Source organism: Pseudonocardia sp. TMWB2A (genome assembly GCF_017312135.1).
The window spans coordinates 1,083,636-1,108,163 of sequence record NZ_QKQY01000001.1 but is presented as its reverse complement, the minus strand read 5'-3'; the positions used below and the strand labels follow the sequence as shown (position 1 = coordinate 1,108,163).

Here is a 24,528-nt window from a genome sequence, read left to right as displayed (position 1 = left end):
CCTAACCGCTTACCGTTTCAGCGCCGGTTAAAGCCGTTTATTGCGCGCGGCGGACCTGATTATCGACGCCTTGGACATTGCGGCGGATGGTCGCTTTGCCGGGCGCGGTCCATTGCACATCATTGTCGGTGCCCGAAACGCTGACGATGCCATTGGCGGCCATCGCGACATGGATTTTATTGTCGACGCCATTCACCGTGAGACGGCTGCAATTGCCGGTGATGCGGACATCATTGCCCGTCCCGCTGACCCGCGCTTCGCCGCCCTTGCAGTCGAGCTGCGCGCTCTGGTCAACACCGTTCACGCTCGCGCCTTGTTGTGCAAGCGCAGGGGTAGCGACCAAGGCTAAAGCGGCGGCAAGCGGCAGGCTGGCATATTTCAACATCTTAGTCTCCAATATCCGGAAAAATTAGCCCCCGCCGCCCACTATCGCTACCGGGCGCGGATGACCGTTTGATGAACGGATTAATACTCCGGAACGGAGCGAACATATCCTGTTGGCAACAGGACTAATATCCAACGCTATAGGGAGAGCAAAATAAGCCCTGTCCGGACATTTTTAACGGCCAGCGGGAGAAGCGGATACAGCGCAAGCGTAGCCCGCGCAGGAACCGTTAATCTGGATCAATAAGGCCCTTGCGCAGGCATCCGAATCGCATTAGCAATCGCATGTAATTGGAGGGGGGATTTTCCATGAAGCTTATGCTGAAAGCGGCATTTCTGGCCGCTATTCTTACGTCGCCCGCTATGGCTGCGGATGACAAAGACAAAGATGATTCAAGCAAATTTTTTATGTTCTATGGTGAAGGCCAGCCCGAACAAGTGGTGCGTGCCGATTTGGCCTATTGCATGGCGTTATCGGGCAGGACCGGTCCCGCTCCACGCGGCACAAGATATTCTGTTGCCATGGGCGGCGGTTTGATCGGCGGTATCATGGACGCAATCGCAATGAGCGTAGAACAACGTCGCCGCCGCGATTCATCCATGCGTACCTGCATGGGGCTTTACGGCTATTCGCGCTACTATCTTGCCGAAGAACAATGGAAACCCATGGTCAGCGGCGAGGGCGCGTTTGACCGGATGGTTGCTTATATGACCGGCCCGACGCCGACGACGGAAAGGTTGCCGCAATGAACAAATTATATACCACAGCCGCAGCGTTATTTTTATGCGCTTCGTCCAGCGGTGCCTTTGCCGCGCAGCAGGTCAATCACAAAAAGCCGGTCGTGGTCGATCCGGGCAAAGGCTATGTGCTGGCGCGGGTCGGCCCTTCCGAAAATAAGGGGCAAGCCGCAACTATTGTGCTTTTCCGGATTGATCCCGAAACAAACCGGCTGCGCACGCGCGATAAAAAATCAATCAATCCGGTCGTAAAAGGTGAAGACAGCACCGCGCTGATCGGGGGCAACCGGTCTTTCGGACAAACTCCGCTCACCAGCGGTCAGGCAAGCGTTTTCCTGACATCGCTTACCCCTGGGGAATGGGTGATTGTCGGAACGCAATCCACCTGCGCCTGTATGGGCAGTTACCGCTTTACTGTCCGTGCCGGTGAAATAACCGATATCGGCACCATCATTACAGGCGTCAGTGACCCCGATTCCGCCTTTGCCGAATTCAGGGGCGCAGCGGTATCGCCGGACCTTCTGGAAAAGCCTTATACTGTGCCAGAAGCGATGTTCGCGCGCGCGGCAACAGAAAGCGATACCGTACCTGCATCCTTGGAAAAATTTCCGCGGACCCGTGCGACGCTGACTTTGACCCGCTTTGATAATGCTGGGGGCTGGATGATTAACCGCATGTCGGGACTTCCCCCGCTTGAGCATGAAACCGCGGGGTCGGCGGACGCAGTAACGGACCCGCGCTATGCACCGGGCACCGCGAATAACCGGTGGCCCGATGTTAACGAGAACAGCACCAAAAAAGAGGCCCCAGCAAAGCCAAAATAATGTAAAGCCCTATAATATTGGGCTGCCCCGTCACCGGAAAAATATATCATCCTCTATGATGATGTTGCTCTCCTGTGGCGGGTCGGTGGTGCATTGGCTTGCGGGCAGGGTGGACCGGAGCGACGCTTTGACGGGACGGGCGTGTTAGTTACTCCACTGGCGTATAGTTACTCCACTGGCGTATAGTTACTCCACTGGCGTAGTGATCTCGTCAGGCCCGCGCCCGGGATTATCGACATCACCCTGATCGGGTTCGACTTCTGGCGGCTGGTCTTCCAGCGGGGCCTCGCGCGGCGATTCTTTGGGTGGGCTTTCGGGCGGCGATTGCGGGTTGATTTTGTCCGGCTTGGGCGCGGGTTGTTCTTTGGGTGTGTCGGCCATGATATACTCTCCTTTAACGGACTTTACGCACGGGTGAGGGGGAGGGTTCCGCCGCTTTTGCGCCGCTGTCTGTCGACACGGGCCAGAGCCTCCGGTCGACCCGTCGTCCCAGCTATATGGGAAAGCCGCTTTTTGCTGGACCCACAGGACTTTCCTGATATAGAGCGCGCTCGCGATTCCGCGCTCCTCGGCCTGTGCGTGATCTGATGCGGGCGTGGCGAAATTGGTAGACGCGCCAGATTTAGGTTCTGGTATCGAAAGATGTGGGGGTTCAAGTCCCTTCGCCCGCACCAACCGTCACAAGCCTGCCGATCTCTTCGGCGCCGGGTGCTGCATGATCTGGAAAATAATGTCGAAGTTGATGAAAGCGTAAGTGAAGCGATGAAAATTGTTGAGACGTTGAACGAAGGGCTGAAGCGCGGCTACACCCTCACCATTACCGCCAAGGACATCGACGCTGAAGTCGACAAGGAATTGAAGCGTATCGCGCCGCAAGTGCGGATGCCCGGCTTCCGTCCCGGCAAGGTGCCCGCCAACCTCGTTCGCAAAATGCACGGTGAAGCGCTCCAGCAGGATGCGCTCAACAAGGCGGTGCAGGATGGCGTCCAGAAACTTCTCGTCGATCATAAGCTGCGCCCCGCAATGCAGCCCGGCGTTGAACTGGGTGAAGGCTATGAACCCGGCAAGGATGCCGAACTCAAGATCGAAATGGAAGTGCTGCCGGTCATCGAAACGCCGAGCATCGAAGGGTTGAAGCTGGAGCGCCTGACCGCGCCGGTCGACGACAAGGCGATTGATGCCGCGGTCCAGACCATTGCGGATTCGCAGAAAAGCTATGAAAGCGCCGCCAAGACCTACAAGGCCGCAGAAGGCGATCAGGTTGTGATCGACTTTGAAGGCAAGGTGGATGGTGTCGCGTTTGAAGGCGGCAAGGGCGAAGGCATGGCCGTTGTCATCGGTTCGGGCCAGCTTATCCCCGGTTTCGAAGACCAGTTGGTCGGCGTTAAAGCCAATGACGAAAAAGTGCTGAACGTGACCTTCCCCGCCGATTATGGCGCGGAGCATCTTGCGGGTAAGCCTGCAACCTTCGACATTGTCGTTGCCGAAGTGAAGAAGCCCGTCGACAGCAAGGCGGACGACGCTTTTGCCAAGTCGCTCGGCCTTGAAGGCATCGACCAGTTGCGCGAACTCGTTAAGGGGCAGGTTGAGCAGGAACATAATGGCCTGACGCGCACCTTCATGAAGCGCAAGCTGCTTGACCAGCTTGCCGACGCGCATGATTTCGACGTGCCACCCTCGATGGTGGAAGCTGAATTCAATCAGATCTGGCAACAGCTTGAGCATGAAGCGAGTCATGAAGCCGATCCGGAAGCGGCGCGCGCCGAAATGGAAAAGGACAAGGATGACTACCGCAATATCGCGGTGCGCCGGGTCCGTTTGGGCCTGCTCCTGTCGGAAATCGGTCAGGCCAATGGCGTTGAAGTGAGCCAGCAGGAAATGTCGCGCCTCATCATGCAGGCGGCACAGCAATATGGCCCGCAGGACCGCGAACGCTTCATCCAATATGTGCAGCAGGACCCGATGGCCGCTGCCCAGCTGCGCGCTCCGCTCTATGAAGACAAGGTCGTTGATTTCCTCTTTGAAAAGGCGGAAATTTCGGACCGCGAAGTAAGCCGTGAAGATCTGGAAGCGGCAATCGAGAGCGAAGACAGCCACGTCCACGGCCCCGATTGCGGCCACGACCATGGCGATGCGAAAGCAAAAAAGGCTCCCGAGAAAAAGGCCGCTGCCAAGAAGGCTGACGATAAGCCTGCCAAGGAAGCCAAGCCCGCGGCTGCGAAGCCTGCTACTGTCAAGGCGGAAAAAGCCGAAAAGGCTCCAGCCAAGAAGGCGGCTGCTCCCAAGGCTGAAAAGGCGGACGCTCCCAAGAAAGCGCCTGCCAAAAAGGCACCGGCGAAGAAGTAAGCGCGGCCTGAATCTCCCGCTCCGTTCGTCCTGAGTGCCGCCTTGAAAAGGCGGTGTATCGAAGGACATCGGGGCGCGGGAGTTGGACCTTCGCTACGTCTCTTCACGTGGCTTGCGAACCCGCCCGCCACGAACGGTTCTGGTAAAAATATATATAAAGGCGGGGGCGTTCATGACGCCTTCGCCTTTTTCTTTTGGGTGCGCTGTGCAACAAGCCCTTGACCATGCGCATCCGCCACCCAATGTAGGCGCTGGGCTAAGAAACAAACTCAGCAGGAAATTTATGACCAACTCGATCTACAATCCGCATAACTATGATGACCGTATTCATGACCCCATGAGCGCGCTGGTTCCGATTGTTATCGAGCAATCGACGCGCGGCGAGCGCAGCTTCGATATTTTCTCGCGCCTGCTGCGTGAACGCATCGTGTTCGTGAACGGGCCGGTCGAAGATAATATGGCTGCGCTCATCGTCGCGCAGCTTTTGTTCCTCGAATCGGAAAATCCGAAGAAGGACATCTATATGTATATCAACTCGCCGGGCGGGGTCGTCACGGCGGGCATGGCGATCCATGATACGATGCAATATATCCGCCCGCGCGTCGGAACGGTATGTATCGGGCAGGCCGCCTCGATGGGCAGCTTCCTCCTTGCAGCGGGCGAACCGGGGATGCGCGTTGCGCTCACCAATGCGCGCATCATGGTCCACCAGCCTTCGGGCGGCGCGCAGGGCAAGGCTTCGGATATCGAAATCCAGGCCAAGGAAATCCTGCGTATCCGTGCGCGGATGAACGCGCTTTATCAAAAATATACCGGCCAGCCGCTGGAAGCGATTGAAAAGGCGATGGACCGCGATACCTTCCTCGAAGCCGAAGAAGCCAAGGCATTCGGCCTTGTCGATCAGGTGTTCGACACGCGCCCCAAGGCGTCGGAAGACACGACTTCGGACCAGACTGCGGAAAAGCCCAAGGAATAAGCCGGGCCATCCGGTCGATATTCCGGTCTATAAACGGGAAGCGCCATGTATATTCCTCTACCTTTATTGATTATTGGCGGGGTGATTATATTGGCGCTGCTGCTATGGGCGTTGAAGCGCGGCGGAGACGGAAACGAACTTTCCGTAAAACAGGCGGACATCAGGCCGCGCGAACGGTTCCGGACGCCGGTGGTGCCTGTAACCCTCGACCGCGTCAGCAAAGAGGATATTCCCGACGATCTGCGCGCGGAATTGCTGCACTTGCTGCAACGGCGCAGTAAAATCCCCGCAATCAAGCTTGTGCGCGAGCATACCGGACTGGGATTGAAAGAGGCCAAGGATTATATCGACGCGCTTTCCGACGGCCATATGTGAAGGCCCGCCTGCAAAGGAATCTATGCGCCTGACTTCCTGCGCATGACCGCACGGGAAAGTCCTGCAAAGCTTGCGCGTAAAAAAGATCGTTAATCGGGATGAAACAGGGCTTAGCGGTGAAAAGGCCGCTTGAATTATGACAATAGCCCGATAGGATAAGGAATTGGTCGGCGCGCGCGATGCGGCCGACATTAAGGAACTATATGACGAAGTTGAGCGGTTCGGACTCGAAAAGCACTTTATATTGCTCGTTCTGCGGTAAGTCGCAGCATGAAGTCCGCAAGCTGATTGCCGGGCCGACCGTGTTCATCTGTGATGAATGTGTCGAGCTGTGCAATGACATTATCCGGGAAGAAGTGAAGGGCGGCCTTGCCTCCAAGAAGGATGGCGGTGTGCCCACGCCCCAGGAAATTTGCGATGTGCTTGACGATTATGTGATCGGTCAGGCGCGCGCCAAGCGCGTGCTGTCGGTTGCCGTCCATAACCATTATAAGCGTTTGAACCACGGTGCCAAGGGCGACGAGGTCGAGCTTGCCAAGTCGAACATCCTGCTCGTCGGGCCGACAGGGTCGGGTAAGACCTTGCTCGCGCAAACGCTCGCCAAGACGTTCGATGTGCCGTTCACCATGGCCGACGCGACCACGCTCACCGAAGCGGGCTATGTCGGCGAAGATGTCGAAAATATCATTTTGAAGCTGTTGCAGGCGTCCGACTATAATGTCGAAAAGGCGCAGCGCGGCATCGTCTATATCGACGAAATCGACAAGATCAGTCGCAAGGCGGAAAATCCCTCCATCACCCGCGATGTGTCGGGCGAAGGCGTGCAGCAGGCGCTGTTGAAGCTGATGGAAGGCACCACCGCCAGCGTTCCGCCGCAGGGCGGGCGCAAGCATCCGCAACAGGAATTTTTGCAGGTCGATACGACCAACATATTGTTCATCTGCGGCGGCGCTTTTGCGGGGCTTGAAAAGATTATCGGCGACCGTTTGCAGGGCAAGTCGATCGGCTTTGGCGCGCATGTCGCCGCCCCCGACGAACGCCGCACCGGCGCGATTTTGCAGCAGGGCGAACCGGAAGATTTGCTCAAATTCGGGCTTATTCCGGAATTTGTCGGTCGTTTGCCGGTGATTGCGACGCTGGAAGATCTTGACGTTGACGCACTCGTCAAGATTTTGGCCGAGCCCAAAAACGCGCTGGTCAAGCAATATCGCAAACTGTTCGAACTGGAAGAGGTCGCGCTGACCTTTACCGACGATGCGCTGGTGGCGATTGCGACCAAGGCAATTGCGCGCAAAACCGGCGCGCGCGGTCTGCGTTCCATCCTTGAAGGCATTTTGCTCGACACGATGTTCGACCTGCCGACGCTTGACGGCGTCAGCGAAGTCGTGATCGACAAGGATGTGGTCGAAGGCCGCAAGGATCCGATCAAGGTGTTCGCAGAAACACCCAACAAGAAGAAGGCCGCCGCGGCAGACGACGCGGCGTGATCGGACCGGCACCCATAGCGTTACAATTTTTTAAAAAATGTGACAATTATATCACGCGGATTGAAATAATTACAATCGCTGCGCTTGGATTCCATTGAATCCTGTCATTTTTTGCTGTGCCCATAAGAGCGAGACTAGACTCTTGCGCTCTCCTGACTATGGGCAACTTCATTCATAGTCGGAACGGATGGCATCATTTTGATGGCGTCAAAAAACTGTAACCAAGATGCGCCATTAGCGCATGGAAGGTCCGGGAGCCAATAACCCGGCAACATTGGGAGCGGTACGTCGATGCTTCTTTGAAAGGACGGGATGTGTCGACCTTTCATATTGGGCAAGGCTTTACCAACCGGGACAAACCGGGGCGGTCATGGTCTGAACAATTTTTAAAATCGGGGATTTTACAATGACAATGCGTAGATTTTTGAGTGGTTCCGCAGCCGCGTTCACCGTTGCGACTGTGCTTGTGGCACCGGCGTATGCACAGGAAACATCGTCTTCCGTGCGCGGTGAAGTCACCGCATCCAGCGGTCCGGTCGCGGGTGCCGACGTGGTCGTGACCCATGTAAGCTCAGGTACGGTTGCGCGCAGCACGACCGGTGCTGATGGCTTGTTCAACGCCAACGGTCTGCGCGTTGGTGGTCCGTACGAAGTGACGGTGACGGCGCCGGGCTTCCAAGAGGCGAGGATCACAGATCTTTATCTGTCCGCCGGTCAGCCGTTCCGTCTTCCCATTACCTTGCAGGAAGAAGATGCGATCATTGTTACCGCCGGTTCGATCAGCCGCGCTACCGAGACCAGCAATGGCCCGATTACCGCTTTAACGCGCGAAGACATTGAAAATGCCGCATCCATCAACCGGGACATTCGCGACCTTGCACGCCGCGATCCGCTTGTTTCGCTTGACCTTACGAATTCCCGCGCGATCGAAGTTGCAGGCAATAATGGCCGTCTGAACCGCTTTTCGGTGGACGGCGTCCAAATGTCGGACGATTTCGGTCTCAACAACGGCGGTATGCCGACCTCGCGTGGTCCCGTTCCTTTTGATGCGATTGAGCAATTTTCGGTAAAAGTTGCGCCGTTCGATATTGCGGAAGGCGATTTTCAAGGCGGCGCGATCAACGTAGTTTTGCGTTCTGGGACCAATAAATTCCGCGGCTCCGGCTTCTTTTCGTACACCTCTGACAAGCTGACAGGCAGCAAGTCGCGCGGTCGCGAAATGAATCTTGACTTTGACAGTAAGCAATATGGCGGTTTCGTTTCTGGTCCCATCGTCAAGGACAAGCTGTTCTTTATGCTTGCCTATGAAAAAACCAAAGAGACTGATCCTTTCGATGACGGCTTTGGTGAAGGCTTTGCGAACCAAGTGCCCGGCGTGACGCAGGCGCTTTTGGACCGTGTTACCAATGTTGCAAAATCGCGCTATAATTATGACACGCTTGGCCTCTCGGCCAATGCTGCCGAAGAAGATGAAAAGATCATCGGCAAGCTCGACTGGAATATCAATGACGACCATCGTGCGTCGTTGACCTACATCCGCAACGTCGGCACGCAGCAATATCAGCAAAACACCTTCATGACCCAGCCTTATGCTCTGGGCTTCAAGTCGAACGGTTATGAACTGACCGAAGAAATTAACTCGGGTGTATTCGAATTGAACTCGAATTGGTCGAACAGTTTCTCGACCACCGTTCGGGCGTCCTATCGTGACTATAATCGCGGCCAGAACCCCTTTGGCGCGAAAACCATCGGACAAGTTGGAGTTTGTACCGACCTGACCTCGGTTAATTCGGGGACGAGCTGTGACGGCACGCGCCTGTTCTTTGGCCCCGATGTCAGCCGTCATTCCAACAAGCTTAATACTGAAAATCTTTCGATTGACTTCACTGCGCGTTTGAATGTGGGTGACCATGCGCTGCGTTTGCTGACCGGCTATACCGACATCAACACCTATAACCTGTTCTTGCAGAACTCGCTCGGTAACCTTTACTTCGATTCGTTGGCAGATTTTGAAGCCGGGCGTGCAAACCGGTTCATTCTTGCCGGCGCAGTCCCCAGCCTTGACGTGAACGATGCGGCTGCAGAGTTCCGGACCCGCAACTGGACGTTCGGTTTGCAGGATGATTGGTCGGTAACGCGCGACCTTACACTTTCGCTTGGTCTGCGTTACGATTTGTTCGACAATAATGTCCGTCCGCCGCTCAACGCTAACTTCACCAACCGGTACGGTTTTTCGAACCGCTCGACCTTCAGCGGTCGTGGCGTGTTCCAGCCGCGCTTCGGCTTTAACTGGCAGCCGACTGACCGCTTGGTCGTTCGTGGCGGCGTCGGCATCTTCGCCGGTGGCACGCCGGATGTGTATCTGTCGAACGCATTTTCGAACACCGGCCAACTGACCAACTCGATAGCGATTGACCGTAATAGCTCGGCTGCAGGATGTAATATTCCGGCTTCGGTGCCCAATGCAGCCGCCATCTGTAACGCTGCTCTCAACAATGTAACGGGTGGCCAGATTTCGTCGCTAGTAACGGATTATCTGACGACCAACGTGGCTTCGCTGGCATCCGCTCCGACCGATGCTATCGATCCCAACCTCAAAATTGCCCGCAAGTGGAAAGCGTCGCTTCAAGCCGATTATGAAGTGGGTGACGGCTGGATGTTCGGCGCGCAGTTCCTGTACGACAAAAACATCTATGGCTATCAATGGACGGACCTTCGCTCGGTCCAGATCGGCACCCTGCCCGATGGTCGTCCGCGTTATGGTGCGTTCGGCGGGGCATCAACCACAAACCGAGATCTTTTGCTGACTAACAGCACACAAGGCCGCGCCTGGTTTGCGACGGCACGTTTTGCCAAGGATTTTGACTTTGGCCTGTCGGTTGATGGCAGCTATACCCGTGCGAACGTGAAGGATGTTTCGGCGCTGACCTCGTCAACGTCCAGCTCCAACTATGGCAACAACGCATTTGTCGATCCGAATTGGGCCGCTTATGGCCGGTCGATCTACGAATATCGTGACCAGTATAAGTTCAGCCTGAACTATCGTCATGAATTCATCGCCAATGCAAAAACGACCTTTGGTCTGTTTGGCGAATATCGTTCGGGCCGTCCGTACAGCCTCACCATGTTTGACAATTCGGGTGGTCGTGGCAACGTGTTTGGCACGGTTGGCAATCTTGGTAATATGTTGCTTTACGTGCCGACCGGCATGACCGATCCGTTGGTGGGTTATGACAACGCAACGACAGCTCAGGCGCTGGATAAGTTCATCACGGACAACGGGCTGGATGGCTACCGGGGCAAGATCATCAAGAAGAACAGCGAAACCTCGCCTGACTTCTTCAAGGTCGACCTCCACTTCGGTCAGGAAATTCCTGTCTATGGCGGTGCGAAGATCGAATTGTTTGCGGACGTCGAGAATGTGCTCAACCTGATTGACAGCGATTGGGGTTCGCTCCGTCAGGTGCAATTCCCGTATAATGCATCGGTTGTGCGCGTGGCTTGTGCCCAGATGACGGGCAACAACTGCACCAAATATACGTACAGCAACTTTGCTGCCCCGAATAAGGTCTTGCAGACTCGCCAATCGCTTTACGGCGTGCGCGTCGGGGTTAAGGTCAAGTTCTAATCCGAACGTGACAGGATAAATAAGAAAAAGGGCGCCGGGGATTGAATCTGGCGCCCTTTTTCTATGCCGGTTGGAATGGCTGAAACGCGAACCAGTGACATAAGCGGAGCCGGATTTGAGAGGCACGCGCTCAATATAGACTATGACAGAAATGGCACTCGTGAATGTAAGGAGGAAGATCGGGCGGACGTTCAGGACATCGTCCCTACCGCAACGGAAATATTATCTTCAAGCGGTGCCTCACACGATCACGCGCCTCATTCCCCGCCTTACTTCACACAGGCGTCCAGTCCGTCGCGTTGCACCACACGCATCCGTGCGGCGATGACATTGCCATAGCGGCGGGTGTATCCCGACGGGGCGACCGCTTCGCGTTCCTTGGGAAGCGGCAGGATAGCGGCGATGCGGGCCGCTTCATTGGGCGAAAGATTGGCCGCGCCTTTGCCAAAATAGCGTTCTGCGCCTGCGGTCACGCCATAGGTGCCGATGCCGGTTTCTGCGACGTTGAGGTAAACCTCCATGATACGGCGCTTGCCCCAGATTTGCTCGATGAGCAAAGTGAACCAAGCTTCGGGGATTTTGCGTAATGTGCGGCTGATCTTGCCCGAGCCTTGCCACAAAAACACATTTTTCGCGGTCTGCTGGCTGATGGTCGAGCCGCCGCGTAATTTTTTGCCGCCCGCAAGGTTCGAACGGATCGCTTTTTCCAGCGCGGTCGTATCAAAGCCCGAATGGCTGCAAAATTTGCCATCCTCGGCAGCAATGACCGCGCGCGGCATGTCGGCGTCAATGCGCGACAAAGGCTCCCAATTTTTGGTGAGGCCGCGCCCGGCCACCACATCGGCCATCATCGTCCAGGTGACCGGCACCGGTACCCATTTATAAACCAGCACCCACGCTATCGAGCCGACGAGAAAATAGATGATGATCCGGCCAATCCACCAGCCGATGCGATAGCCCGTCTTGTCGGGCGCGCTGTTGCGGTTGGGCGAGGAGGGGCGGGTGAGCGCGCGAAGCCGGGAGGAAAATGCCATAGGCACCAACCCTATCAAGCCCGTCACATGCTGAAAAGACCCGCCGTGCAGGGCAAGTGCGGGACACAGTTTGTCGCGCGACTTTCTCTCAAACGAGAAAACCCCCATCGCCACGGACAGGGGTTTCCCGGGAGTAACCTCAAATCGTTGAGGTTAGCTGTTTAACCTTGCGTCAGGCCGCCGCAGGGATCAGGCGCTTTTCGCCCGCAATCCGCAGCATCGCCTTTTGCAGTTTTTCAAACGCGCGCACTTCAATCTGGCGCACACGCTCGCGGCTGACACCATATTGCTGCGACAAATCTTCAAGCGTTTGCGGCTCGTCGATTAGGCGGCGCTGGGTCAGGATATGCTGCTCGCGCTCATTGAGATGCTCCATCGCCTCGTTGAGCAAGGCATGGCGCACATTGCGTTCTTCGGCATCGGCAACGCGCTCGTCCTGCAGCGGCTCGTCATCGACCAGCCAGTCCTGCCATTGCCCGTCGCCATCTTCGCGCATTGGCACGTTCAAAGAGGTATCACCGCCCATCGCCATGCGACGGTTCATGCTCACCACATCATCTTCGCTAACGCCGAGGTCGGTCGCGATTTTCTGCACATCTTCGGGGCGCAGGTCGCCATCTTCAAACGCTTCAAGATTATTTTTCATCCGGCGCAGGTTGAAAAACAGCTTCTTTTGCGCTGCCGTGGTACCCATTTTAACGAGGCTCCATGAGCGCAGGATGAATTCCTGAATCGACGCGCGAATCCACCACATCGCATAGGTTGCGAGGCGGAAACCGCGATCGGGTTCGAATTTCTTGACGCCTTGCATCAGGCCGATATTGCCTTCGGAAATCAGCTCCGAAACCGGAAGGCCATAACCGCGATAGCCCATCGCGATTTTGGCGACGAGTCGTAGATGCGAGGTCACAAGCTGCGCGGCAGCTTCAGGATCCTGATGTTCCTGATAGCGTTTGGCGAGCATATATTCCTGTTCGGGCGTCAGCAGCGGAAATTTGCGGATTTCCGACAAATAGCGGTTGAGGCTCGCTTCACCGCTCAGTGCGGGAACCGTGGGAACATTGCTTTTGCTCGAACTGGTTTTGGCCTTGGCCATTGTCTTGGACTTATCCTTCCTGAACCCAATAGGGCCTGTTTATCCATACAGGTTTTCGGGTGCTTTTGTGTAGAAATTTATACGCGCAGACGGCTTAACAGTTCCTGCATATCTTGAGGAATAGAACTGGTCAGACTAATCGTTTCACCCGATTTTGGATGGATGAAACCTAACACAGCGGCATGAAGGGCTTGTCGTTCAAATTGCAGCGATTTTAACAGGTCGGATACCGGCTTGCGCGCCCGCCCATAGGCCGGATCGCCGAGCAAGGGGTGACCGATATGGGTCATATGGACACGCACCTGGTGGGTGCGTCCGGTTTCCAGCCGACATTCGATGAGGCTCGCATCTTTGAGCGTCTCAAGCACCTTATAATGGGTGACAGCATGTTTGCCTTTGCCGGCCGGGACAACTGCCATTTTCTTGCGGTTGGCGGAAGCGCGCGCAATCGACGCATCGACCTTGCCCGCCATCGGGCGCGGGTGGCCGGTCACAATCGCCTGATAACGGCGGATGATGCTGTGATCGGCAAATTGTTTGGCGAGCCCTTCATGCGCGACGTCATTTTTCGCCGCGATGATAAGGCCGGACGTGCCTTTGTCGATGCGGTGGACAATGCCGGGCCGCGCGACACCGCCAATGCCCGAAAGCTGGCCTGCACAATGATGGAGCAGCGCGTTAACCAGCGTGCCGTCCGCATTGCCTGCCGCCGGATGCACGACAAGGCCCGCCGGTTTGTCGACGACAATTACATCATCATCTTCATAAGCGATGACCAGCGCCAGATCCTGCGCTTGATTGCTGCTTGCGGTGGCGGGGGGGAGGGCGATGGTCGCAACCAGCGGGGCAGCGAGCTTAAGCGACGGATCATCAAGCAAGGCGTCGCTATCGTCGCGGACGAAACCTGCGAGCATCAACGCCTTGATGCGTTCGCGAGACAGGTCCGGCACCGCTGCGGTCAGCGCGCGGTCCAGCCGCATCCCGACATCCGCGTCGGTCAGCCTGACTAAAATCTTGGTTTCCCCGGCGCCCACGTTTAGGAATATGGGCATGGCCGTCACAATATCAAGCCGCCTTGCCGACAAAATCCTTGCCGACATTGAAAGCGACCCCGCGCATGAACGGTGTGGGCTTTTGATCGGTAACCGTCGCGCGATTACCGCCATCCGTCCGGCGGCGAATATCCATCCTGATCCGGCCCGTTTCTTTGAAGCCGACCCGCATATTCTCATCGCCACCCAGCGCGCCTTGCGCGGTACGGAAGCGAAAATGCTCGGCCATTATCACAGCCACCCGACCGGCGACGCCATGCCGTCACACTGGGATGCCAAAATGGCCGCTGCAGATGGCCGCTATTGGCTCATCATCGGCAAGGACCGCAGCATGACTTTGTGGCAGAGCATCGCGTCCGGCGCGCTCTACGGACGCTTTAACCAATTAATACTGGATATATTGTAAGAGGCTTGCCACTAGAGCGCGGTCAGCTCCGCATTAACCTTAATAGCTGCACGCGATGCAGGACCAGAAAGTAGCTTGTTTACCATGCCGTCAGACCAGATTAATTTTGCCAGCCTTTTATGTTCGCGCCTGTGCCATGACCTGCTCAGTCCGGTAGGCGCGCTCAATAACGGCCTTGAACTGATGGCCGACGAAAAAGACCCGGCAATGCGCGAACGCTGCTTTGATCTTTTGGAACAAAGCGCGCGGGCATCGGCCGGAAAGCTTAAATTTTTCCGATTGGCTTTTGGTTCGGCGGGCGGTTTTGGCGAACAGATTTCTGCCGAGGAAATCCGCGCGGCGATTGATGGCATCATCAATGACCGCACGACTTTGGGCTGGATGGTCGGTGATGCGAGCTTGCCCAAAGCAGCGGCGAAAATCCTGCTCAACCTTGCCTTGGTCGCGGTCGATGCGATGGTGCGCGGCGGCCAACTCGACATTGGCGCAGAAGCGCGCGGCGAGGGCATTGAAATTGTCGTGCGCGGGACCGGCGAGCGGTTGACGCTTGACTCCGAAATCCGCCGCGCGCTTCAAGGCAAGCTGGGCGAAGGCGAGGTCACTTCGCGCACCGCTGCGGCGTGGATGACGCACAGCCTTGCCCAAGCGGGCGGCGGCGCGGTGCTGGTCGAAAGCGGCGAAGGCATGGTGGTGCTGGGCGCAACCTTGGTGGCCTAAGCTGGCGCGCGGATTTGGACCCGAAACAATAGCGTCATAATTGCCTTGCCAAGTCGGGCCGAGTTGCGGCACGACCCGCAAGATTATTATATGACCGGAGTGTTGCCCCGCCCATGACCGCGTTTATCGATCATCCTTCGCCGAATTTCGATGAGCGGGCTTTGCCGGTCACGATGATTGTGCTGCATTATACCGGGATGCAGGATGGCCCGTCCGCCTTGCGCGCGCTGTCGGTGCCGGAATCCAAGGTTTCTTCGCACTATATGGTCGAAGAGGACGGGCGCGTGTTCCGCCTTGTCGATGAATCGAAACGCGCCTGGCACGCGGGCAAATCGCACTGGCGCGGCGTCACCGACATTAATTCGGCAAGCGTCGGCATCGAAATTGTCAATCCGGGGCATGAATGGGGCTATCGGCCATTCCCGCAGGCGCAAATGGATGCGGTCATCAGCTTGGTCGGCGAAATCAAGGGCCGCTATGCTATTACGCGCGGCAATATCGTCGGACATAGCGATATAGCGCCGACCCGCAAACAAGACCCCGGCGAGCTTTTCCCGTGGGGGGAATTGGCCAAGAGCCGCCTCGCTTTGCCGCGCCCGACGCGCAAGCTGATGGACCCGATGTGGTCCGATGCGGGCTTTCTTCTGGCGCTTGAACGCTTCGGCTATGATGTGACCGACGGCTTTGCCGCGACCGTCGCATTCCAGCGCCGCTTCCGCCCCGAATTGATCGACGGCACGATTGATGGCGAATGTCGCGCGATTTTGCTCGCGCTTCTCCTCCCCCAGCCCGAAGGCGATTGAAAAAGCAGCCGCAAGCCTCTATCTGTCGCACTTGCCAGAGGGCCGGGCGGCCGCCGCTGCATTTATACGCATTGTATTTATGCAGGGGAGGAAAGTCCGGGCTCCACAAAGCAACGGTGCCGGATAGCGTCCGGCGGGCAGGCTTTCATCCGGGAGCCGGTTCAGGGAAAGTGCCACAGAAAGCAGGTCGCCCACGGTTTCGGCCCGGTGACAGTGAAAGGGTGCGGTAAGAGCGCACCGCGTCATGCTGGCAACAGCAGCGGCAAGGTAAACCCCACCGGGAGCAAGACCGAATAGGGATGGCGCGCGGGTCGCTTCGGCGTCCGCAGGGCTGCTTTGGCCCGACCGTCCGGGTTGGTTGCTTGAGCCGTGTCGCAAGACCCGGCCTAGAGGAATGGTCGCCCAGTGCGCGCAAGTGCATGGACAGAACCCGGCTTACAGGCCCTCTGGCAGATGGATTTAAGGCAGGGACGCTGGATTTTGCGGCCCCGCCGCGATAGATATGGAATGTTACCGGTCGTTACAGAGCGGCACAGGATGGATGAATTCGGGTTCTAACGTGCGGGTTTAAGGACGCGGAATTTAGGGAAGCGATGGCCAAGGCGACACGATCCAATGATTGGGGCTTTCCCCGCTGGCGCAGCTATGGCAGCTCGCGCGAGGCAAAGCCGGTGCGCCTGTGCGACCGCGACGGGTGCGACGAACCGGGCGACCGCCCCGCGCCCAAAGCCCCCAACTCCCCCGACCGCTGGTATTTTTGCGAAGCCCATGCGGCGGAATATAATCGCAACTGGGATTATTTTGCAGGGCTGACCGCCGAAGAAGCGGCCGCGCGCGAAGCCCAAGAACAGCGCGACAATAAAGGCTATAAGGAAGCGCAGCATTATGGCTGGGGCGGGGCGGGCGATGGCCGGTTCAGCCGCGACGAATTAAATGCGCTCAAAGCCTTGGAACTTGACGATGATGCCGATTTCGAAGCGGTCAAAAGCGCGTGGCGCAGGCTCGCCAAGGAACATCATCCGGATCTGAAGCCCGGCGATAGCGCAGCCTATGTCAAATTCCAGACGATACAGGCTGCATTTGAAGTGATGAAACGCTGGGAAGAACGTCGCCTTGCGCTTGGGAAGAGCAGCCCCGGCGGAAAGGCCGGTAAAAAGCGGCAGAGCGTATGATGCGCGGGCTGTTTGCCAAAAAAATCAAGTCCGATTGGGACTATAGCCTGATGGTGTGCCGCAAATGCACCAAGCGGCAAAAGGGCGGCTTTGGCAAGAAGGGCAAAAGCTCGCTCGCCAAAATGTTGCGCAAGGCTTTGGGCGCGAAAAAGGGGCGTAAATCCAACATCGGCGTGGTCGAAGTCGGCTGCCTTGGCGTCTGTCCGCGCCATGCAGTAGTAATGATCGACAGCCGCGCGCCACAAGAATGGATGCTCGTCACGCCGGGTGCAGATGTTGACGCTTTGGCGCGCGAGATTAGCGGCGGGGCCTGACCGCCAAAGGGGCATTGAGGCGCGGTGCTAAGGCGCGCTATTTCCCGTCAAATATGCGGCCAGTTTCTGGCTTTCTTCGACCGAACCGACACCGATCTGAATTTTGCGGCCATAAATCATCTCCCGCAAATAGGGGCGAATGATCGGCTTTGTGTCGACGCTGATTTCGATCATGCGGCCGACCCGGCCCCACTGCGCGCAGAGAAAGCGCATTTGCCCTTGATCGGTAAAGACCACATCGACGGTTGGCCGATTGGCCGTATCGACACCGGTGCGTGCAGACTGAATATCGGCGCGTGTGAACGGTGCGCCGCCAATCCATAAACCTTGGCCCGCAGGTTCAATGGGCGTGTCGAGCGGCGCATTAAAGCCCGGATCATCCGCAACATTGCTTGCTTGCGTGCCGGTGCCAATATCTCTTGCAAGCGGAGACTGGCGCGTATCGGGCGGGCATTGCCGCACATCGAACGCCGCTTGCGTTTGGGGCTTAGCGCCTTGCTCATGCCGGGTTTGGCAACCGCTTGCGGCCAGTGCAAACGCCACCACAATCCCTGCTTTCCAAACATTAGCGCGCATAGCGATCCGCCGTCTGTTTGATGAGTGCGATCATGTTCGGGATTCCTTGGGTGCGGTTCGAGGAAAGCTGGTTTTTCAAATCAAAGCGCGCAAGTGCGCCCGCTATATCCATGTCCGCCACTGCTTGCGCGGGCTGGTCCTGCACCGCTGACAGGACAAGCGCGATAATGCCTTTGGTAATCGCCGCATTGCTGTCCGCGAGGAAATGGAGCGTGCCATCCTGTTCGGTCGGATAGACCCATACACTTGCCGAACAGCCGCGCACCAAAGTCGCGTCGGTCTTGAGCGCATCGGGCATATCTTCAAGCGCGCGGCCAAGATCGATAAGCAACCGGTAACGGTCATCGCTATCGAGAAAATCATATTCTTCGAAAATATCGTCGAGCGAACGGGGCGGGTGCGCGGTGTCTGTCATGGCCCATGCCTATAAGCGAGCCGCGCATTGTAATCAAACCATCGCCTGTGCATAAGCTTGGGAAAGCGGGGATGCCATGCAGGAGATTGAAATGATTGACCATATGGGGATTGGCGTTAGCGATCTGGACGCGGGCGCGCGTTTCTATTCCGCCTGTCTTACGCCGCTCGGCTATGGGCAAATAACCGAAGTGACGCCCGAACAGACCGGCCATTACCATGGCATCGGCTATGGGCGGGACGGTAAGCCGGACTTCTGGATCGGCAATTCAACGCCGGTAACGCGCGCCATCCATATCGCCTTTACCGCGCCCGACCGCGCGAGCGTGGATGCTTTTTATGAAGCAGCACTGGCGCAAGGCGGCCGCGATAATGGCCCGCCGGCTATCCGCGCCCATTATCATCACGATTATTATGGGGCTTTCATTATCGACCCTGACGGCAATAATGTCGAAGCGGTGTGCCACGCGCCTGAATGAGCAGGCGGGGCGGTTGCATGGCGGTCGCGGGGGCTATTGCTAGGGTAAGCTGGTTTAGCTTGCATACCTGCCGGTCGGATTAAAGATCCACCCCGGCGGCAATCGCTTCCAGCTTGCGCACCCGTTCCTTAAGGTCCGCCACTTCAATCCGCGCAAAGGCGGTGGGAGCGGCGGGTTCTGTTGTCGCAGCGGCGCTTTGGCCATAATGCTGCAATTCTTCGCGTTTGAGTGCGATCCACTCGCGCCAGCCTTTAAGGCCAACCACGCTCAAAATGACGATTGCGGCGAGCGCGGCGGCGCTCATACTGGTGTAGAAAACAGGGTCGGTCATTGTTGCACTCCCGATAATGTCCCTTGGGTTTGTCTTTTGCGGTTCAGACCTTGCGGGAATCGCGCAATTGGGCGATTTCGCGGTCCAGTTCGATGCTGCGCTGGTCATCGGTCGCCAGCCGTTCCAGCACCGCAATACGGTCCTTCAACGTCTTGACCTCGTCCTGAAGCCGCGCATTTTCGGCGTCATTGCCCTTATGCACGAACACATCATTGCCATGCTTGTCTTCGACCACGCCATAGCGCGCCTTCAAAACACTCGCGATGGCGCACACGACGACGATCACCACTACCATTTCAAACGGGTTCATTTGCTTTCACTCCCTTTCGCCAATCGTCAGCCAAGCTGCTTGGCGATATCTGTTTTGGAAGGTTCGACGGTCTGGATGTCGCGCAATGCTTCGATTTGCGCGGCGGTATCGAACCCTTTATCTGTTATAATACGTTCAAGTACGCGGACCCGTTGTTCCAGCCTTTCGGTGTGTGCGGCATATTGCGCACTTTTTTCGGCGGTCATCTCGGTCTGGATTGCAAGCTGCTTTTCTTTGAACTTCAACCAGTTACGGAACATGGCGGACGCAATAGCGATAATCGGGATCATCAATGCGATGATGGGAATGAGCATACGCATGGGCTAAGCTCCTCAATTCTTGCTCGAAATGCGCAAGGCTTCGATGTCCTGCACCAAGCGGTGACTGTCATCGGTGACGATGCGTTCGACATTGGCCAGCCGATCCTTGATCGAACCAAGTTCGGCCTGAAGCTGTGCATTTTCCTGACTGAGCAGTTTGATGCGCTCCATTTCCTGGGTGGAGGTTTTGGGGTGGAGCGATTGGCCCCACATGCCTTCCAGCGGATAGCCGTTCTTGACCTTCATCCAGGTCGTCACGACCCAGCCCAGCACCCCTGCGACCGAAATCATCGTCACCGGCACCGCAATGGTGGTCAAAATCTGGATAGCGTTTTGCGCGTTGCTCATTGTCTCTAAAATCCTTCCGGGCGCCTATTTAAGCTTCGGGTATTTAAGCTTCGGCTTTCTTTGTTATTTTATCCTGTCAGCGCAGGGCTTCAATCGAGTCCGCCAGCCTTTTGGGACTATCGGTCGCGATGCGCTCCAGCACCTGTTTCGTTCTTCCAGCCGCCCGATCTGGCCTTGCTGGCGTTCATTTTCCGAAGCGAGCAGCGCAACGCGCCGTTCTTCCGCTTCCGCTTGGGGGACGGCGGGCATTGCACTTCCCAACGCCTTCTTCACCTTGCGACGGCCATAGGCCTGGATGAGCAAGGTCATCACTACGCCCAGAAACATGCCCGTGAACAACATCAAGGTAAATTCTTCGTCCATAAAAATCGCTCCTCCCCGTAATCCTGTCTCTTAACGTAGCGCGTCAATCTCGTCGGATAGGCGACGGTTGGAGCTGACATAATGGGCTTCGATATCGGCGATGCGGCGGTCAATATCGCGCAGTTTCGAGCGCACATCCTTGGCCGTGCGCGAACTGTTCGAGCGCACCCCTTGCCAGAATTTGGCGTCGGCCGCGTCGCTGTAAAGCCCGACCGGGCGCACCGGTGCGAGGAGGGCGATGAGCGGATAGAGCAGCAGGGTGAAGCCGCTGGTGACGAACACCGATGCGATCATCCCCAAGCGGATCCACAGCACATCAATGCCGGTATAATCCGCAATGCCTGCGCACACGCCCCACAGCTTGCCCTTAATCTTATCGCGATAAAAGCGGGTGCGGCTGGGCGGCTGGGTGCTGTTATAGCTTGATTGCGTATCGGTCAGCGTCACGCTGCGTTCATAGGCCTGCTCCAACCGGTCCTCGCGCTGCAAGCGGGCTTCAAGTTCGGCAATGGCTTGGGCATGGTCGTCAATCTGGTCTTTGATGCTGGTCATGGCTTCGAAGTCCTCTGGCTTTGGTCGGTAAGGCGGTCAGCCGCCACAATGCGTTCAATCGTGTTGAGTCGTTCATCAAGGCGGCGCGCGGTATCGTGCAGATCGTCGAGCAGGCTTTCATCCTCGCTGGTCAGCGTTTTCGCCTGCCGCCATTTGGTGACATAATGGAGGATGAGCCAGCTCATCAGCACGAATACGATGCAGATGACGGGAACCACCACCATCGGCACAGCCGCAGCGGTAATTTCGGCGGCCTGACGCATCGCCTCCAAATCTTCGGGCGACACATTGCCCGCCTGAATGGCAATATCGGGTGCGGGAGGGACGGGCATGGCTTAGCTCCCTTTCTTCGCAAGCGCCGCTTTCATCGCGGCCAATTCTTCATCAATCTCGTCGGTCGGACGCAGTGCGGAAATTTCATCCTCAAGGCTCAACGGGCCGTTCATGCCCAACGCTTCGGCATGGCCTTCGGCATAATCGACTTGACGTTCAAGGTCGTCAAAGCGCGAGAAAGCATCCTTGGTGCGCTCGCCACCATACATGGTGCGCAGCTTGATGCGGTTTTCCGCGCCTTCAAGGCGGGCCGCGATGCTGTTCTGGCGGGTGCGGGCTTCGCGCAGCTTGGCCTGCAGCTTGGCGATGTCATCTTCGCTGGCGCGCAAGGCATCGTCCAAGACCTGCACTTCGGCCTTGAGTTCGCCGCTCATATCGCCTGCTTTCTTGCGCTCCATCAGCGCGGCCTTGGCCAGATCCTCGCGGTCTTTGGACAGTGCCAGCTCGGCCTTTTCGGTCCAGCTTTCCTGAAGCGCTTCCAGCTTCATGATGTGGCGGCGCATTTCCTTCTGGTCGGCAATATTGCGCGCAGCCGATGCCCGCACTTCCACCAGCGTTTCTTCCATTTCAAGGATGATGACGCGGATCATACGGGCCGGGTCGTCCGACCGGTCCAATATGTCGGTGAAGTTAGCGGCAATGATGTCGCGGGTTCGAGAAAAAATTCCCATCAACATAGTCTCCAGAGTGCGGGCGAGTTCAGCGAGATCAAGGCTGCTCGTCCGGTAAAAATTCGAGGACGCCGAAGCGCGGTCCCGGGACGGATTAGGACCGGTGCGCTCCGGCGTCACGGGGCCGACAAGAACCAGTTCAGCGGACATATCGGACCTCGTTAGCGTGGATAAGAAACATGAAACTGCTCTTTCATTATGGTTCACTGTCAATATTGCACAAGCCGTGCCAAAATTTGCGCAGCCTGAAAAAAGGCCGGAATCCGTCGCTTTTAGAAGGAGGTGGGGAGGCTTCGGTATTTTTCACTTGCCATAAATTGGTAAATATGACCAATGATTGGCGTGCAGCGCGAAACCCAATTTGTCGGCCAATCGCTGGCCTTTCTCGACAGTGTCGAGCGCGCCAGCCGCGCCGCGCCGTTGAACCGTCCGGTGCTGGTGATAGGCGAGCGCGGCACGGGTAAAGAGCTTATCGCCGAGCGCCTCCACCACTTGTCGAACCGCTGGTCGGGGCCGCTGGTTACGATGAACTGCGCGGCGCTCCCCGAAACCTTGATCGAGGCCGAATTATTCGGTCATGAAGCGGGCGCGTTCACCGGCGCGACCAAGGCGCGGGCAGGGCGGTTTGAAGAGGCTGATGGCGGCACCTTATTCCTCGACGAACTCGGCACCTTGTCGATGGGCGCGCAAGAACGATTGTTGCGCGCGGTCGAATATGGCGAAGTCGCGCGCATCGGATCGTCGCGGCCCCTGCGCGTCGATTGCCGTATTGTCGCGGCGACAAACGAAGATTTGCCCGCACGCGCGGAGGCCGGAACGTTCCGTGCGGACTTGCTCGACCGGCTTTCCTTCGAAGTGATTACGCTGCCGCCGCTCCGCGAGCGCGACGGGGATATTCCGGTCCTCGCCGAATATTTCGGGCGGCGCATGGCGACCGAGCTGGAATGGGACGAATGGCCGGGCTTTACCCCACGCGCGATGGCCGCCTTGGAAGGCTATGCCTGGCCCGGCAATGTGCGCGAGCTGCGCAATGTCATCGAACGCGCGGTCTATCGCGCCGACGATTTCCGCGACGCGATTGAAACCATTGTGTTCGATCCCTTTGCCAGCCCGTGGAAGCCGCGGCTCACGACCTCCGCCGCAAGCCTTGCGGCCCCGGCTTCACCGTCCGCGCCGCCCAGTGCCGCGCCCGCGCTCGATCAACCGCAAACCCGGCCCCAAACCCAGCCGCAGCATGTCACCGATTTGCGCGCGGCGGTCGACGGCTATGAAAAAGCCATCCTTGAAAGCGCAATGGCGCGCTGCCGCTTTAACCAGAAGCAAACGGCAGAAACGCTGGGCCTCACCTATGACCAGTTGCGCCATAGTTTGAAGAAACACGGGCTATTGTGAGGGGAGGGGCGCGGACTTTTCCATATAAATTTCGTCATTCCCGCGAAAGCGGGAATCCATCTCCTGACCGCGACATTAACGCACCCAAAGAGGATTTTCGTAATTTCCGGTTTAGGAGATGGATCCCCGGTCAAGCCGGGGATGACGAAATGTGTGTGGGGTGGGGGCCTGTGCGGAATGACACGGCTTGTGCGTATGAGGAGGGTAGTGCGGAACGACGAAGCTAGTGAAAAGATGTTTACACCCCCCATCCCCCCTTCATTCACCCGCTCACTCACACCTTTGCAAAAATTTCATGCGTGTGAGGCCTTTTCTTGGCTTGCGCGTTGGGGCTATGAACCTGCTCGCTTGGGTACTCCCCTCATCAAAGACAAAAAACGGAGGATAACATGGCTTTCACACTTCCCGATCTCCCCTATGCCAAGGACGCATTTGGCGATCTTATCTCGGCAGAAACATTCGATTATCACCATGGCAAGCATCATCTTGCTTATGTGAACAAAGCGAATGAACTGGTCGCCGCCGATGAATCGCTTCAGGGCAAATCGCTTGTCGAGCTCATCAAATCGTCGAAGGGCGGGCTGTTCAATCAGGTCGGCCAGATCTGGAACCACAGCTTTTACTGGCAATGCCTGTCGCCCGAAAAGCAGGAGCCGAGCGGCAAACTTAAGGAATTGATCGATGCGCAATATGGCTCAACCGATGCGCTGGTTGATAAATTGAAAGCTGAAGCCGTCGGCCATTTCGCCAGCGGCTGGGCTGCGCTCAACCTTGATGGCGATAAGTTGGTCGTGACCTCCTATCATGACGCCGATTGCCCGGTCGCGCATGACGCCAAGCCGTTGCTCATTTTCGATGTGTGGGAACATGCCTATTATATCGACTATCGCAACGCGCGCCCCAACTATGCGGAAGAAGTGTTGCGCAACGCGATCAATTGGGATTTCGTGGCCCAGAACCTCGACGGCGAAGGCGCAAGCCGCGCCGATCAGGCTGGCTAACCAACCTTGAAATCTGAAGAAAAGAGGCGGTGCCGGACCATCCGGCGCCGCCTTTTTTATCGTTAAATTGCTATTCGGTTTCAAAA

The 24,528-nt window shown here is 57.1% G+C and carries 30 protein-coding genes, 1 tRNA gene and 1 other RNA gene; 17 read left to right on the top strand and 15 right to left on the bottom strand.

Translation table 11 applies throughout. The annotated features are described in order from the left end of the window. Positions 1–37: 37 nt before the first annotated feature. Positions 38–385 (bottom strand): DUF3060 domain-containing protein, encoded by a 348-nt coding sequence (locus DMP17_RS05140; protein WP_337827987.1) that lies wholly within the window; start codon positions 383–385, stop codon positions 38–40. Positions 386–693: 308 nt separating this feature from the next. Between DMP17_RS05140 and DMP17_RS05135 the strand changes: the two genes are divergently transcribed. Further along, positions 694–1,134 carry a hypothetical protein gene (locus tag DMP17_RS05135; protein ID WP_337827986.1) on the top strand — a complete coding sequence of 147 codons (441 nt, stop codon included), beginning with the start codon at positions 694–696 and terminating at the stop codon, positions 1,132–1,134. After that, a complete protein-coding gene (locus DMP17_RS05130) occupies positions 1,131–1,946 on the top strand; it encodes a hypothetical protein (RefSeq protein ID WP_337827985.1) in 816 nt (271 codons plus the stop codon). Before DMP17_RS05135 ends, DMP17_RS05130 begins: the two co-directional genes overlap by 4 nt. Positions 1,947–2,132: 186 nt before the next feature. Here the strand turns inward: DMP17_RS05130 and DMP17_RS05125 are convergent, their stop codons facing one another. Beyond that, positions 2,133–2,327 carry a hypothetical protein gene (locus tag DMP17_RS05125; RefSeq protein WP_337827984.1) on the bottom strand — a complete coding sequence of 65 codons (195 nt, stop codon included), beginning with the start codon at positions 2,325–2,327 and terminating at the stop codon, positions 2,133–2,135. 208 nt (positions 2,328–2,535) lie between these two features. Here DMP17_RS05125 and DMP17_RS05120 point away from each other — a divergent pair. The 6 genes from DMP17_RS05120 to DMP17_RS05095 all read left to right on the top strand — a co-directional run bounded on the left by DMP17_RS05120 (position 2,536) and on the right by DMP17_RS05095 (position 10,758). Then, a tRNA-Leu gene (locus DMP17_RS05120) sits at positions 2,536–2,620 on the top strand. A 34-nt stretch (positions 2,621–2,654) separates the two neighbouring features. Then, the gene (gene tig, locus DMP17_RS05115) at positions 2,655–4,292 is read left to right on the top strand and encodes a trigger factor (protein WP_337827983.1); all 1,638 of its coding nucleotides are present in this window, start codon (positions 2,655–2,657) and stop codon (positions 4,290–4,292) included. 283 nt (positions 4,293–4,575) lie between these two features. Beyond that, entirely contained in the window at positions 4,576–5,268 is a 693-nt protein-coding gene (locus DMP17_RS05110; RefSeq protein ID WP_337827982.1) for an ATP-dependent Clp protease proteolytic subunit, read from the top strand. Between the two features lie 45 nt (positions 5,269–5,313). After that, a complete protein-coding gene (locus tag DMP17_RS05105) occupies positions 5,314–5,643 on the top strand; it encodes a ribosomal protein L7/L12 (RefSeq protein WP_337827981.1) in 330 nt (109 codons plus the stop codon). Between the two features lie 203 nt (positions 5,644–5,846). Continuing rightward, positions 5,847–7,130 carry an ATP-dependent Clp protease ATP-binding subunit ClpX gene (gene clpX / locus DMP17_RS05100; protein ID WP_337827980.1) on the top strand — a complete coding sequence of 428 codons (1,284 nt, stop codon included), beginning with the start codon at positions 5,847–5,849 and terminating at the stop codon, positions 7,128–7,130. A gap of 460 nt (positions 7,131–7,590) precedes the next feature. Next, a complete protein-coding gene (locus tag DMP17_RS05095; RefSeq protein WP_337827979.1) occupies positions 7,591–10,758 on the top strand; it encodes a TonB-dependent receptor in 3,168 nt (1,055 codons plus the stop codon). 269 nt (positions 10,759–11,027) lie between these two features. On the opposite strand, the gene mtgA is transcribed toward DMP17_RS05095, so the two are convergent. The 3 genes from mtgA to DMP17_RS05080 all read right to left on the bottom strand — a co-directional run bounded on the left by mtgA (position 11,028) and on the right by DMP17_RS05080 (position 13,922). Beyond that, positions 11,028–11,900, bottom strand: a complete 873-nt coding sequence (mtgA, locus tag DMP17_RS05090) for a monofunctional biosynthetic peptidoglycan transglycosylase (protein WP_337829758.1) — start codon at positions 11,898–11,900, stop codon at positions 11,028–11,030. A gap of 64 nt (positions 11,901–11,964) precedes the next feature. Further along, the gene (rpoH, locus tag DMP17_RS05085; RefSeq protein WP_337827978.1) at positions 11,965–12,888 is read right to left on the bottom strand and encodes an RNA polymerase sigma factor RpoH; all 924 of its coding nucleotides are present in this window, start codon (positions 12,886–12,888) and stop codon (positions 11,965–11,967) included. A gap of 77 nt (positions 12,889–12,965) precedes the next feature. Then, the gene (locus tag DMP17_RS05080; RefSeq protein ID WP_337827977.1) at positions 12,966–13,922 is read right to left on the bottom strand and encodes an RluA family pseudouridine synthase; all 957 of its coding nucleotides are present in this window, start codon (positions 13,920–13,922) and stop codon (positions 12,966–12,968) included. Between the two features lie 10 nt (positions 13,923–13,932). Here DMP17_RS05080 and DMP17_RS05075 point away from each other — a divergent pair, with 10 nt between their 5' ends. The 6 genes from DMP17_RS05075 to DMP17_RS05050 all read left to right on the top strand — a co-directional run bounded on the left by DMP17_RS05075 (position 13,933) and on the right by DMP17_RS05050 (position 17,352). Beyond that, a complete protein-coding gene (locus DMP17_RS05075; RefSeq protein WP_337827976.1) occupies positions 13,933–14,346 on the top strand; it encodes a M67 family metallopeptidase in 414 nt (137 codons plus the stop codon). An 84-nt stretch (positions 14,347–14,430) separates the two neighbouring features. Beyond that, positions 14,431–15,063, top strand: coding sequence for a histidine phosphotransferase family protein (locus DMP17_RS05070; RefSeq protein ID WP_337827975.1), 633 nt, complete (start codon positions 14,431–14,433; stop codon positions 15,061–15,063). Between the two features lie 113 nt (positions 15,064–15,176). Continuing rightward, positions 15,177–15,866, top strand: coding sequence for an N-acetylmuramoyl-L-alanine amidase (locus DMP17_RS05065; RefSeq protein WP_337827974.1), 690 nt, complete (start codon positions 15,177–15,179; stop codon positions 15,864–15,866). Between the two features lie 34 nt (positions 15,867–15,900). Beyond that, positions 15,901–16,320, top strand: an RNA gene (gene rnpB, locus DMP17_RS05060) — RNase P RNA component class A. Between the two features lie 139 nt (positions 16,321–16,459). Next, positions 16,460–17,038 carry a J domain-containing protein gene (locus DMP17_RS05055; RefSeq protein ID WP_337827973.1) on the top strand — a complete coding sequence of 193 codons (579 nt, stop codon included), beginning with the start codon at positions 16,460–16,462 and terminating at the stop codon, positions 17,036–17,038. Continuing rightward, positions 17,035–17,352: a hypothetical protein gene (locus DMP17_RS05050; protein WP_337827972.1), complete on the top strand. Its 318-nt coding sequence runs from the start codon at positions 17,035–17,037 to the stop codon at positions 17,350–17,352. Before DMP17_RS05055 ends, DMP17_RS05050 begins: the two co-directional genes overlap by 4 nt. Positions 17,353–17,379: 27 nt before the next feature. Here the strand turns inward: DMP17_RS05050 and DMP17_RS05045 are convergent, their stop codons facing one another. Together DMP17_RS05045 and DMP17_RS05040 are read right to left on the bottom strand one after the other, a co-directional pair. Further along, on the bottom strand, positions 17,380–17,895 hold the full coding sequence (locus tag DMP17_RS05045; protein ID WP_337827971.1) for a SecDF P1 head subdomain-containing protein: 516 nt from the start codon (positions 17,893–17,895) through the stop codon (positions 17,380–17,382). A 22-nt stretch (positions 17,896–17,917) separates the two neighbouring features. Beyond that, positions 17,918–18,343 (bottom strand): SufE family protein, encoded by a 426-nt coding sequence (locus DMP17_RS05040; RefSeq protein WP_337827970.1) that lies wholly within the window; start codon positions 18,341–18,343, stop codon positions 17,918–17,920. A 76-nt stretch (positions 18,344–18,419) separates the two neighbouring features. Here DMP17_RS05040 and DMP17_RS05035 point away from each other — a divergent pair, with 76 nt between their 5' ends. After that, entirely contained in the window at positions 18,420–18,821 is a 402-nt protein-coding gene (locus DMP17_RS05035; protein ID WP_337827969.1) for a VOC family protein, read from the top strand. A gap of 79 nt (positions 18,822–18,900) precedes the next feature. On the opposite strand, the gene DMP17_RS05030 is transcribed toward DMP17_RS05035, so the two are convergent. The 8 genes from DMP17_RS05030 to pspA form a co-directional block, all read right to left on the bottom strand. Continuing rightward, positions 18,901–19,152, bottom strand: a complete 252-nt coding sequence (locus DMP17_RS05030; RefSeq protein WP_337827968.1) for a hypothetical protein — start codon at positions 19,150–19,152, stop codon at positions 18,901–18,903. Between the two features lie 43 nt (positions 19,153–19,195). Then, the gene (locus DMP17_RS05025) at positions 19,196–19,462 is read right to left on the bottom strand and encodes a hypothetical protein (RefSeq protein ID WP_337827967.1); all 267 of its coding nucleotides are present in this window, start codon (positions 19,460–19,462) and stop codon (positions 19,196–19,198) included. Positions 19,463–19,488: 26 nt separating this feature from the next. Beyond that, complete coding sequence (locus DMP17_RS05020; protein ID WP_337827966.1) at positions 19,489–19,782, bottom strand: hypothetical protein; 294 nt, start codon at positions 19,780–19,782, stop codon at positions 19,489–19,491. 12 nt (positions 19,783–19,794) lie between these two features. After that, positions 19,795–20,130 (bottom strand): hypothetical protein, encoded by a 336-nt coding sequence (locus DMP17_RS05015; protein WP_337827965.1) that lies wholly within the window; start codon positions 20,128–20,130, stop codon positions 19,795–19,797. 63 nt (positions 20,131–20,193) lie between these two features. After that, entirely contained in the window at positions 20,194–20,493 is a 300-nt protein-coding gene (locus DMP17_RS05010; RefSeq protein ID WP_337827964.1) for a hypothetical protein, read from the bottom strand. 30 nt (positions 20,494–20,523) lie between these two features. After that, positions 20,524–21,045, bottom strand: coding sequence for an envelope stress response membrane protein PspC (gene pspC, locus DMP17_RS05005; RefSeq protein WP_337827963.1), 522 nt, complete (start codon positions 21,043–21,045; stop codon positions 20,524–20,526). Then, positions 21,042–21,377: an envelope stress response membrane protein PspB gene (pspB, locus tag DMP17_RS05000; RefSeq protein ID WP_337827962.1), complete on the bottom strand. Its 336-nt coding sequence runs from the start codon at positions 21,375–21,377 to the stop codon at positions 21,042–21,044. Before pspB ends, pspC begins: the two co-directional genes overlap by 4 nt. A gap of 3 nt (positions 21,378–21,380) precedes the next feature. Continuing rightward, positions 21,381–22,199 carry a phage shock protein PspA gene (pspA, locus tag DMP17_RS04995; RefSeq protein ID WP_337827961.1) on the bottom strand — a complete coding sequence of 273 codons (819 nt, stop codon included), beginning with the start codon at positions 22,197–22,199 and terminating at the stop codon, positions 21,381–21,383. A gap of 192 nt (positions 22,200–22,391) precedes the next feature. On the opposite strand from pspA, the gene pspF reads away from it, so the two are divergent. Together pspF and DMP17_RS04985 are read left to right on the top strand one after the other, a co-directional pair. Further along, the gene (gene pspF, locus DMP17_RS04990) at positions 22,392–23,441 is read left to right on the top strand and encodes a phage shock protein operon transcriptional activator (protein WP_337827960.1); all 1,050 of its coding nucleotides are present in this window, start codon (positions 22,392–22,394) and stop codon (positions 23,439–23,441) included. Between the two features lie 389 nt (positions 23,442–23,830). Further along, positions 23,831–24,442: a superoxide dismutase gene (locus DMP17_RS04985; protein WP_337827959.1), complete on the top strand. Its 612-nt coding sequence runs from the start codon at positions 23,831–23,833 to the stop codon at positions 24,440–24,442. Positions 24,443–24,528 lie beyond the last annotated feature (86 nt).